Raw genomic sequence first — 10969 nt, 5'->3', positions numbered from 1 at the left:
CGTCTTGCCGCGCTTCACATAAGGTTTGACATAGGCCGCCGGCATGAGCCGAACATCATGGCCAAGCTTGCGCAGTTCGCGACCCCAGTGATGGGCTGAACCGCAAGCCTCCATTCCAACCACACAGCGTGGCAATGTCTCGAAGAAGGCGAGCAGCTTCGCGCGTTTGATTTTCTTGTTGATGATCTTACGCCCGGTAGCCGAAACGCAGTGCACCTGAAAAACGTCCTTGGCCAAATCCAGGCCCACCGTCTTTACTGTCATTGGATGGCTCCTTTCCTCGCAGTCGATGACAACTGCACTTTGGCACGTTCGATGCCGGTGGAGCAGGAGCCATCCACCTCATCCGCTTCCTGTATTGGGAGCATTCTGCATTGGCGAAGTGACCAAATAGCACGAGTGGCAGCAACGCGCAGGTAGCGGCCCTCTCTTGGTGCAACAGTGAAAGGCAGAAACTTCCGCACACCCGACGAAACCCGATTCCGGAACCGGCGCTCCAGAAGCGACCGCGTTTTCCGTTCCGGTTCTGCCGGTCTCCGGGCATCATCCGCGTTCGGTCGTTCTTTCGGTCGAAATCCATGGGGAAAACGACCGAAAAGCGACTCAATCGGGGTTGCGCGAGTCGAACAGAGCGATTCCGGCCCCAAAACCCGCGCCACACCCCCGTTTTGGTCGCCTTTTCGGTCGACCATGCCCCCCGTTTCGGTCATTTCGACCGATCCACCGGCTTGCAAATGCCCTCTGCATCGCTTACCTGACGCATCGAGAGGTTGGCGCGGGCAAGCGCCTCGCCAACCCGGTCAGGTCCGGAAGGAAGCAGCCGCAACGAGCCCCGCTTGGGTCGATGTCCAGCCTCTCACCCACTCCCTATGAACGGAGGTTTCATGGCAGAGCTTGTCACCATCCTCCGGGCGTCCGCCTGAACGGGCCTTCGTCCGACCGTCCTAGCCGCGGCACTATCCGCCGCCCCTTTTGACGTGTTCAGGGATCAGATCATTGAACAACTATACTCTTACCGACCTCGGCTGGTCGGCCCACTTCCGCAAGCAGTGCCTTGACGCGGACGGCATGCCCGCGCGCATTTCCTCGGTCGCACGCGACCGGCTGGAGGCGATTGGCGAGGCCGGAAACGTTTCTCTCACGCTGCACGGCGGGCAATCTGCCGGCGATTTCGCTGTTGGAGACTGGGTTCTCCATGATGACCGCTTTCGCGTGGTCGAACGGTTGGAGCCGAAGACCCGCATTCTGCGCAAGGCCGCCGGGCGCGAGGCCCGCAGCCAGCTCATCGCGGCCAATGTCGACACGCTCGGCATCGTCTCCTCCTGCAATGCCGATTTCAACGCGGCGCGGCTGGAGCGGTACCTTGCCCTGGCCGAAGCCTCCGGTTGCCTGCCTCTGGTGATCCTGACCAAGGCCGACGAGACCGAGGATCCGGTTCGTTTTCGGCGTCAAGCCGAGCGCCTCTCACCTCTGGTCAGCGCCTTGACGCTCAACGCCCTCGACCCCGAAGAGATCGAGCGCCTTGCGCCCTGGTGCTCGGGCGGTCAGACGCTGGCGCTTGTCGGCTCATCCGGCGTGGGAAAGACGACGCTTTCCAACGGGTTGACCGGGCGCGGCGACGCGACCATGGACATCCGTGAGGATGACGCAAAGGGGCGGCACACAACCACCTCGCGGGCGCTGCATCCCACGCTTGCCGGCGGCTGGCTGATCGACACGCCCGGCATGCGGGAACTGCAACTGGCCGACGCCGCCGAGGGCATCGACGCCGTTTTCGCCGATATCGCGGAACTGGCGTTGTCCTGCCGGTTTTCCAATTGCAGCCATCAAAGCGAGCCGGGCTGCGCGGTTCAGGCGGAGATCGGTGCCGGGCGGCTGGATCCGGACCGGCTTGCCCGCTGGGACAAGCTGCAACGCGAGGATGCGCGCAATTCCGAAAGCATCGCCGAGGCCCATGCCCGCGACCGCCGCTTCGGCAAGATGATCCGGAACGTCGTGGCGCAAAGACGCCAGGAGCGCAGCGGCAAATGACAGGCGTTCCGGGGGGGCCATTGCCCCCCCGGATACGCCCCGACAGAAGAACGGAGCGCCGGGGATCAGCCCGGCGTCACCTGGCCCGGGCGCGCCTCGGCCCAATCGGCCAGGAACGCCGCCATGTCGGGAGCGCCGGCAGCCTCGACGAGCGGGCGCGGCAAGGCCACGCCATGTTCCAGCGCAATGCGGGCACAGCCGATATGATCGCGCTCGGCCCGCGCGGGGCAGTTTTCCGATCCGTGCAGGATGGTCGCGAACAACGTGCCGCCATAGCCATTGACATGACCGAGATCGGGCCGTTGCCCGAGCAGCCAGGACATGACTTCGGGAAGCCCTTCCCAGCCGGCGACCTGGATCGGGGTCAGCCCCTCGGCATCGGCCCGGTCGGTCTCGACACCGAGTGCCGCAAGGCGGCGGAGATGGTCGAGCTTGCCCGGCAGGTGCAGAATCGTGCGGATGATATTGCGATAGGCTTCTGGCAATCTCGCAGGGTCGATATAGGCACCGGTCGTGTCGTCGCCATCCGCCGCGCGGGCGAGCAGGGTTTCCTCCGGCGTCAGTTCCGTCGCCGCCCCGCGCGCTTCCAATGCCTTCGCGAGCGCGCGGTTGCCGAAGACGCGGGCATAGCCATAGGCACTCGCGCCCTCGAAGCGGCACGCGGGGTCGGCCCCGGCATCGAGAAGAAGCTCTATCATTCGCGCATCGCACATGCGACGGGCCGCCTGGTGAAGCGCCGGGATGACCCTTGGCTGCTCGCCGCCCACCGGCTCGGCGGCAAACTCGTCGGGGTCCGCACCGGCCTTCAGCAACATTTCGACCGCCACATGGTCGTTGAAATCCATTGCTCGAAGCAGCGCGTTGGTGCCCTTCGGATCTGCGCCGTGGTTCAATAGAAGCGTCAGTCCTTCGTGGTGGCCAAGCTCGGTGGCGTGATAAAGCGACTCGCCGTCATTGGGATCGGCACCATGTTCCAGAAGCCAACGGGCAAGCGCCATGTTGTCGGCATGACCGATCGCGCCGTAGAGGGCCGAAAGCGGGTGGTCATTCTCCGGCCCCACGGGGCAGCTGTCATTCACGTCGGCACCATGGGCCAACAGCGCCTCGGCGATTGCTAGCATCTTCGGCGTCCACTCGGGCCGTGCGTGGATCCAGCGTGAAAAGGCGAGGTGGCAGATCGGCCGGCCGCGCGGACCGTAGCTCTGCGTGGCGCGGCTGGGATCTTCCTCTAGCATCGCCTCGACCGCGTCCCGATCCTGCAGCGCGACCTTGAGCGCGAAGAGGCCGTCCGCAAGATCCGGCGCCTGTTCCAGAAGCCGCTCGATCACGGCGATCCGGCCATGAAAGAGCGCAATCTTGAGACGCTGGGTCATCTGAGCCCTGTCACCCCCCTCGGTCTCGATCGAAAGTTTGAGCCGTGGCCAGGACGCGAAGCCCTGTTCCTGCGCGATAACGTGGAGGTAATCGGCATGTTTGAGCGGACCAGATACCTTGGGCGGATGCACGGCCAGCCGGCGTAAGGCTTCTGCATCGCCAGCGTCATGCGCCCGTTTCAGAGCCTTGGCATCACGACGCAGTTGTTCCAGGGATTTCATCGGTGGTTTCTCCCGTCTTCGCCCGGTGGTCCGCCTGTTCGGGCACCGTGAAAAACCGATATGGGTTCTTCGAAGACGAGGTGCCGGCAACGGCTTTCCGCGGACCAGGGAGCCGCCTCAGAGCGGCACGGGCGATCATAGCGGCGTGCATGCGTTTCGCAATGGTGGACCTTGTCCGCGCGGGGCTCTAGGTTGGGCCGGTCAGCGGAGCGAGGCAATATGAGCGAGACGGGCGAGAGCGGCTACCAGGTCCTGGCGCGGAAATACCGCCCCAACACTTTTGCCGACCTTGTGGGCCAGGCGGCAATGGTCCGAACGCTGAAAAACGCCTTCGAGGCGGACCGGATCGCGCAGGCCTTCATCATGACCGGCATCCGGGGTACCGGGAAGACCTCCACCGCGCGGATCATCGCGAAGGGCATGAACTGCATCGGCGCCGACGGCGCGGGCGGGCCGACCACCGAACCGTGTGGGACGTGCGAGCCTTGCCGGGCGATTGCCGAGGGCCGCCATGTCGACGTGCTCGAAATGGACGCCGCGTCCAATACCGGCGTCGACGATATCCGAAACCAGGTGCTGGACTCGGTGGCCTATGCGCCCTCCTCGGCGCGCTACAAGGTCTATATCATCGACGAGGTACACATGCTGTCCAAGAGCGCCTTCAACGCGCTCCTGAAGACACTGGAAGAACCGCCCGCGCATGTGAAATTCATCTTCGCCACCACCGAGATCCGCAAGGTGCCGGTCACGGTGCTATCGCGCTGCCAACGCTTCGACCTGCGCCGGATCGAGCCGGAGGACATGCTGAAGATGCTGCGCCGGATCGCCGATGCCGAAAAGGGCGAGATTACCGACGACGCGCTGGCGCTGCTGGTGCGCGCCTCCGAAGGCTCGGCGCGGGACGCGACCTCGCTCTTGGACCAGGCGTTGAGCCAGGGCGTGGGCGAGACCACCGCCGATACCGTACGCGCCATGCTGGGGCTGGCCGACCGGGGACGTATTCTCGACCTCTTCGACATGGTGCTGAAGGGTGACGCCGCCGGCGCGCTGGCCGAGCTTTCGGCGCAATATGCCGACGGGGCGGACCCGATGGCCGTTCTGCGCGATCTGGCCGAGGTCTGTCACTGGGTCTCGATCATCAAGATCACGCCGGAGGCCGCGGACGACCCAACCGTGCCGCCCGACGAGCGCGACCGTGGCCGCAAGATGGCCGATGCGCTCTCGATGCCGATCCTGTCTCGGCTCTGGCAGATGCTGCTGAAGGCGCTGGACGAGGTGGCGCTGGCCCCGAATTCCATGATGGCGACCGAGATGGCGATCATCCGCCTGACCCATGTCGCGGACCTGCCGACACCGGGCGACCTCGTGCGGCAGTTGCGCGATGCGCCGCCCCCGACGAGCCCCGGGCCGGGCGGTGGTGGCGGGCAGACGCAGCCAACGGGCGGCCCAACGGACTACGCGCCGCCGCCCTCCGCACCTGCCGGAACGCCGCACGGCGCCGGGCCGGTCGCTGCCCTTCGCGTCGCCCCGGATCAGGCACTGGCGCATTATGCCAGCTTCGACCACGTGATCGAGCTGATCAGTTCCAACCGGGACATTGCGCTTCAGATCGAAGTGGAGCGCACGCTTCGGCTGGCGAAGTATTCTCCCGGCCGGATCGAGTTCGAGCCGACGCCCAACGCCGCGCCGGACTTCGCATCGCGGCTCGGCGCGGCGCTGCAACGCTGGACCGGCAATCGCTGGGCGGTGATCGTGGTCAACGAGGGCGGGGCGCCGACCATCGACGAGGCGCGCCATGCCGAGGAAGAAGCGCTGCGCGCCGAGGCCCTGAAACATCCGCTGGTGCAGGCGGTTCTGGAGCATTTCCCGGAGGCCCGGATCGCTGACATCCGCACCAGCGAACAAATCGCCGCCGAGGCCGCCGTCGAGGCGCTGCCGGAGGTCGAGGACGAATGGGACCCGTTCGAAGAAGACTGACGGCCGGCTGAACGCTGGTTTGAGCCCGATTTCGCGTTCCCAGACACACAGTCGTGCCTCCTTTCCCGTGCAAGGCTTGCAAGCGGCTGGATCGGTGCCCCTCGCCTGTGGCAAGCAGGAGAAAAGGCGGCAGGCCGGGCAGACAGGTGACCGACGAGAACCAGACAGCGCTTCCGACGCGCCGGTTGGCGGATTTCGCCACACCGGGCATTGTGCTGTTCGCCTGTGCGGTGCTGGCGGCGGGCTGGTTCTTCGCGCCGGGGCTGGAGACACTGTTCCAAGCCTGGCAGACGCCCGAATACAGCCACGGCCCGCTGATCCCCGTCATCTCCTTCGCCCTGTTCCTGCGTCATCTACGAGATGTGCCCGTGCGCGAGGGCCCGTTGCAAGGCCGCTGGCAAGGAGCGCTTGTCGTGTCGCTCGCGGTGCTGGCCGGCCTTGCGGGGCGGTTGGCCAATATCGGCGACATCGTCGCCTATGCGTTGATCCTGTGGATGGGCGGCGTGCTGCTCATTTCCTTCGGCTGGCGGCAGGGGCGGGAATTCTGGCCCGCGATCCTGCATCTTGTCTACATGCTGCCGCTGCCGGGCGTGCTATATTACAAGCTGTCGGCCTTCCTGCAGCTGATCTCTTCGGAACTGGGCGTGGCGATCCTGCGCGCACTCGGCGTCACGGTGTTCCTCGAAGGGAACATCATCGACTTTGGCGAGATGCAGCTTCACGTCGCCGAGGCCTGTTCGGGGCTGCGCTACCTGTTCCCGATCCTGTCCTTTTCCTATGTCTTCGCCATCCTCTACACGGGGCCGAAATGGCACAAGGCGGTGTTGTTGCTGGCCGCCGCGCCGATCACGGTGGTGATGAACTCCATCCGGATCGCCATTGCCGGGGTGTTCGTACAGGTCTGGGGCGTGGCCCATGTCCAGAGCTTCACCCATTTCTTCGAGGGCTGGGTGATCTTTCTGACCTCCGTCGTTCTGCTTTTCGGGCTGGCCCGTCTACTGATGCTCCTGCGACGGCCCGCCGACGGCGCACGCGGCGAAGCGCTCGATCTCGACATGTCCGGTTGCCTGCCGCAGCTTGCCCGTATCCGCTTCCTCTGGCCCTCGCCGGCCATGGCGCTCGCCGCGCTGCTGCCCTTCACGGCGGCCATCGGCCTTGCCGCCCTGCCCGAGCGCGGGGTTCAGCAGATCGACCGCGCGCCCTTCGCGCTCTTCCCGCGCAGCGTTGGCGGCTGGCGAGCCGGACTGCCGGTCGTGTTGAACGAGGATGTCGAGCAGAGCCTTGCCGCCGATGACTATCTGGGCATCGACCTGTTCCACCCGGAGAGCCGCGCGGCGGTGAATTTCTTCTCCGCCTGGTATGCGGACCAGTCCGCGGGCGGCGTGCATTCGCCCGAGATCTGCCTGCCCGGCGCGGGCTGGGAGATCGCCGCGCTCGACCGGATCGACATCGCCGGAGAGATCGGCTGGCCCACACCCTTCAACGTGAACCGGGCAGTGATCCAGAAGGGAATGGTGCGCCAGCTCGTCTATTACTGGTTCGACCAGAAGGGCCGAAAAGTGGCCTGGGACTTCGCGGCCAAGGCGTGGTTGGTGGTAGACGGGGTGCGCAGCGGGCGTATGGATGGGGCGCTTGTCCGGCTGACAACGGTCATCCTGCACGGGGAGAGCGAAGCCGAGGCCGAAGCACGGCTGCGCGATGTCCTGGGCGAGGTGGTTCCGATCTTGCCGGAGTTCCTGCCCACCAGTGAACACTAAGGCAGCAGCCCCGCAACCTGCTCCCAATGCCAGACGCAGATCGCCGCCGCGCCCGCCAGCCCAAGTGCCGTCATGCCCAGATCCTGCACCGGGTCCCAGGCATCGTAGCGGCGCGCAAAGGCGGCGCGCAGCGGATAGGCGGCAATTGCAGCCAGCCCCGGAGCGAGGATCGCCCCTACGACGCCAAAGGCGGCGATGCCGACAAAGAGCAGGCCGGTCTGCAGCACCGCCGTAAGCAGTTGCGCCACCAGTGCCCGACGGGAATCGCCCATGGCCAGCAGCATCGGCCCGGTCATCGATAGAGTGATATAGGGCACAAGCGACAGCGCGAAGACCGTGATCATGGGGCCTGCGGCGAGGTACCTGTCATCATATAGAAGATCGATCAGCCAAGGCCCGATTGCTGCAAGAAACAGGCTTGTAAGGACCATTGTCCCGGCCTGTATGCGCCGGGCGCGAAAAATCTCTGTGCGGTTTGCCGCGCTCTCGGAAAATGGCCGAAGCCGGTAGAGCGGGAACACAACCTTGTTTTGGAGAGATGAGGCAACGTTCCTTGGTATCACCGCCATAGAGAACGCGATATGAAAGACCCCGAGCTCGGACATCGGAACATAGAGTCCTAGAATGGCGCGATCGCCCTGCGCCACGACAAAACCAGCCGCCGATCCAAGAAAGATATATTTGCCAAAATGAAAAAGGCTCGACAGCGCCTCCCCCTCCAGGCGAAGCCGGTTCCGAGCCGCAGGCAAATACACCCACTGCGCGACAAGCGTCGCGAGAACACCGACATTTGCAGCGATTACCAATGCCCAAACCGAGTTCAGCATCCATGACAGGATACAGGCCGCCAGGATCTGGAAGCTAAAGGCGCAAAGATCGATCGCCGTCACCCTGCCGAGCAGCAAGTGCCGGCTTGCCGTGTGAACCGCCGTCGGCGTGAAGCCCTGCAAGAACAGTGTCAGCCCCATCCAGGGTAGCATCTCGGCAAGTGCCGGCAGCCCATACAAGGTCGAAACCGGCCCGGCGACAAGCCAGGTCAACAGCCAAAGAACGACCCCACGCAGGATCTGTACCGTCCAGGCCGTATCGAGAAAACTCTTTTCGTCGCCGCGACAATTCTGGATGATCGATGCCTGCACACCAGCATCGGAAAACATCTGAAAGCCGGTAATGAAAACTTGCACCATGGCCATAAGGCCAAAAGCCTCTGGAAATAGAAGGCGTGTTAACAAGAGGTTGGAGACAAGCCGCAGGAATTGGTTGCCGCCAAAATCAAGCATGACCCAAAGCGAGCTACGCCGCGTACGAGCAGCGATATCTGAACCGGAAAACAGGCGCGCAAGCCTCTTCAATGTTGAAATCCCGCAGATACCTAGGGTCGAACCTGTGCATGCTGCAAGCCGGGTCCGTAGGCAATAGCCCTGAGCCGCTCCCGGACGGGAAGCCAGTTGTGTCGGTCTTTGGCAACATCCTGTTTCGGTTCCTCATGCCGCCGCAACAACGATGATCCTGGCTTCACGTTTCGTTAAGCGGTTTCTTCCAAAATTGGAACTGCCTTCGGACACACGCCCCAGCCAAGCGGTTCAAGATACATGCATTTCCCCGATTTCTTCATCGTCGGCGCAGCCAAGGCCGGGACGACCTCGCTCACTTCGCAGCTCAAAGCCTGTCCGTCCGTCTTCATGACCACGCCGAAGGAGCCGGAATTCTTTGCCCGCGACGACCGCTTTGCCCTTGGGCCGGAATGGTATGCCGCGCGCTATGCCAAGGCCAAGCCGGGCCAGATCACCGGGGAAAGCTCGACGATCCATTCCCTCGCCCCGTATTTCCCGCAGGCCGCACAACGCATTGCCTAGGCTGCCCCGCAGGCGCGGATCATCTACATGCTGCGCCACCCGGTCGCCCGCAGCTATTCAATATATCTCGAGGTGCTCAAGCACTACCAGAATGACAGCGGCACCGGACAGGTGAACCGCAGCTTCGAGGAGTTCCTCTTCCCTGAACGTTTTCCCGAACGCGCCCCGCGTGCGAAGGTCTTCGCCCGGTTCGACGCGCATCTGCCCGACGATCCGGGCCTGTTTCTCGATGGCAGCGATTACGCGTTGCAAGCAGGCGAGTACTTGCGCCATTTCCCTCGCGACCAGGTCCGTTTCATCCTGTTCGAGGAGTACGTGAAGGACACGGTGGAGCACCTGGCCTCCGTCCTCGAGTTTCTCGGACTGGACCCTTACGAGGCCGAGATTGCCACCGCGCACGAGGCGCGCAACACCTCCAGCGACCATTTTTCCAGAACCGCCCAGCAGCAGCAGGTGGCGGATTTCAAGCGCCGTTTCGTGCCGGCGTGGGTGAATGATGCGTTGCCGGAGAGTTGGCGCGCACGGTTGCGGCAGGCATTGCTGTCGGTCAACCGCGCTACGGGCGTGAAGGCGGTGCTGCCGCCGGCGATGACAGTCGAGACGCGCGCCGAGCTGACCGCGCATTTTGCTTCTCGCTACGAGGACATCGAACAGCTGACAGGTCTCGACCTGACGCCGTGGCGCGAGATCGACATGCGGGCGGGCTAGAGGCCGAGCCGCTCTCGCGCCGGGTCCGAAGCGGTCAGGAAGCCGGCCTCTAACAGATCTTCCGGCGTGGGATCGCCCTGCATTCCCGGCACGCTCAGCGCCATCCGGGGCTGTTTCGCAAAGGCGGCCAGCCGCAACTCGGTCTCGTTGTGGGACAACCGTTTCTCCGTTTGCCGCCGCTGCTCCCGCGCCAGAAAACCTCCGGCGAACTTGTAGTGCTGAAGCGCCAAGGTGAAATCGGCCATGTGCAGGCCGGTGCTAACATTCGGGTGCGGTTGCGGAAGGACATTCGGGCCGGGACGGTAGAGGACATGCTTGCTCAGGCAGCAATCCTCGGCAAAGAGGCTCCGGCGCAGACCACCGAAGAGGATCTTCACCCGGTCGTCCGTCAGGGTGTTCCGGGCGAGGAAGCCGTGGAACGGGATATCCCCGGAATGGTAGGGCAGCGCCGAGATGTCGTTCAGGCTGTATTTCCGGAACCTCTCCCGCACTGCGTCGAAGCCCAGGTCATCGACATCCGCCAGCGGCCCCTCCGGCACCATTTCCAACATCTGCGCCAACAGGCCGGTATGGCCACGGTCGGACAGGATGCCCGCAAGTGCCGGCAGGTCGATCCGCCCCTCGCCCGGATAGCGCAGGATCTCGTCGGCATCGACGGCCAGCCGCCAGCCGCCCTCGGCATAGGCGCAGCCCAGATGCATCCGCATATAGGGTTGATAATCCCGGAAATTCGAACGGTTTCTCAGCACGATCACCCGCTCGTAGCCCCGCATCAGTTCGACGGAGTCATCGTCGGAGCCATTATCCATGTAGACGAGGTATTTCATCCCGAGCGCGCGGTAGTGCGCCATGAAGCCGGGGATGTAATAGGCGATATTGCGGCCCAGAAGGAGCCCACAGACCTCGTCCGGCGCGAGCTGGAACCGCGCCGGCCCGCTGACATGGCGCGTGCGCAACCGGGTCGCGAGCCGCATCTGGCGGCGCTCCACTTTGCTCCAGATGGCGTCTCGCTGCATGTTCGAAATCCCTGTCCGAGCCGGGCGCA

Annotated in this window: 8 protein-coding genes, 1 other RNA gene and 1 pseudogene; 6 read left to right on the top strand and 4 right to left on the bottom strand. The window is 64.2% G+C overall.

What is annotated here, in order from left to right:
* Window positions 1–264: pseudogene (locus BLR85_RS21040) on the bottom strand (IS110 family transposase); the annotation flags it as partial.
* 499 nt (window positions 265–763) lie between these two features.
* Here BLR85_RS21040 and ffs point away from each other — a divergent pair.
* Together ffs and rsgA are read left to right on the top strand one after the other, a co-directional pair.
* An RNA gene (gene ffs, locus BLR85_RS21035) (signal recognition particle sRNA small type) lies at window positions 764–862 on the top strand.
* Window positions 863–996: 134 nt separating this feature from the next.
* Window positions 997–2031, top strand: coding sequence for a ribosome small subunit-dependent GTPase A (gene rsgA / locus BLR85_RS21030; RefSeq protein ID WP_244520814.1), 1035 nt, complete (start codon window positions 997–999; stop codon window positions 2029–2031).
* Window positions 2032–2096: 65 nt separating this feature from the next.
* Here the strand turns inward: rsgA and BLR85_RS21025 are convergent, their stop codons facing one another.
* Entirely contained in the window at window positions 2097–3626 is a 1530-nt protein-coding gene (locus tag BLR85_RS21025) for an ankyrin repeat domain-containing protein (RefSeq protein ID WP_093161928.1), read from the bottom strand.
* 219 nt (window positions 3627–3845) lie between these two features.
* Here BLR85_RS21025 and BLR85_RS21020 point away from each other — a divergent pair, with 219 nt between their 5' ends.
* Together BLR85_RS21020 and xrtD are read left to right on the top strand one after the other, a co-directional pair.
* Entirely contained in the window at window positions 3846–5603 is a 1758-nt protein-coding gene (locus BLR85_RS21020) for a DNA polymerase III subunit gamma/tau (protein WP_093161925.1), read from the top strand.
* Window positions 5604–5749: 146 nt separating this feature from the next.
* A complete protein-coding gene (xrtD, locus tag BLR85_RS21015) occupies window positions 5750–7360 on the top strand; it encodes a VPLPA-CTERM-specific exosortase XrtD (RefSeq protein WP_093161922.1) in 1611 nt (536 codons plus the stop codon).
* On the opposite strand, the gene BLR85_RS21010 is transcribed toward xrtD, so the two are convergent.
* Window positions 7357–8712, bottom strand: a complete 1356-nt coding sequence (locus BLR85_RS21010) for an oligosaccharide flippase family protein (protein ID WP_139188487.1) — start codon at window positions 8710–8712, stop codon at window positions 7357–7359. The two genes, xrtD and BLR85_RS21010, sit on opposite strands and share 4 nt — an antisense overlap.
* 240 nt (window positions 8713–8952) lie before the next feature.
* On the opposite strand from BLR85_RS21010, the gene BLR85_RS21005 reads away from it, so the two are divergent.
* Both BLR85_RS21005 and BLR85_RS21000 read left to right on the top strand, forming a co-directional pair.
* Window positions 8953–9216: a hypothetical protein gene (locus BLR85_RS21005; protein WP_093161916.1), complete on the top strand. Its 264-nt coding sequence runs from the start codon at window positions 8953–8955 to the stop codon at window positions 9214–9216.
* A gap of 18 nt (window positions 9217–9234) precedes the next feature.
* Entirely contained in the window at window positions 9235–9924 is a 690-nt protein-coding gene (locus BLR85_RS21000; RefSeq protein WP_280138512.1) for a sulfotransferase domain-containing protein, read from the top strand.
* On the opposite strand, the gene BLR85_RS20995 is transcribed toward BLR85_RS21000, so the two are convergent.
* Complete coding sequence (locus BLR85_RS20995) at window positions 9921–10940, bottom strand: glycosyltransferase family 2 protein (RefSeq protein WP_093161911.1); 1020 nt, start codon at window positions 10938–10940, stop codon at window positions 9921–9923. The two genes, BLR85_RS21000 and BLR85_RS20995, sit on opposite strands and share 4 nt — an antisense overlap.
* Window positions 10941–10969: the final 29 nt, after the last annotated feature.

This window comes from Aliiruegeria lutimaris, assembly GCF_900099935.1.
Classification (GTDB): domain Bacteria; phylum Pseudomonadota; class Alphaproteobacteria; order Rhodobacterales; family Rhodobacteraceae; genus Tropicimonas; species Tropicimonas lutimaris.
This window is presented reverse-complemented; position numbering and strand designations above follow the sequence as displayed.

What these genes read in the sequence shown, in the direction of transcription:
- BLR85_RS21025 (WP_093161928.1), bottom strand. Translation starts at nt 3,626, where the DNA reads ATGAAATCCCTGGAACAACTGCGTCGTGATGCCAAGGCTCTGAAACGG.
- BLR85_RS20995 (WP_093161911.1), bottom strand. Translation starts at nt 10,940, where the DNA reads ATGCAGCGAGACGCCATCTGGAGCAAAGTGGAGCGCCGCCAGATGCGG.
- BLR85_RS21020 (WP_093161925.1), top strand. Translation starts at nt 3,846, where the DNA reads ATGAGCGAGACGGGCGAGAGCGGCTACCAGGTCCTGGCGCGGAAATAC.
- BLR85_RS21005 (WP_093161916.1), top strand. Translation starts at nt 8,953, where the DNA reads ATGCATTTCCCCGATTTCTTCATCGTCGGCGCAGCCAAGGCCGGGACG.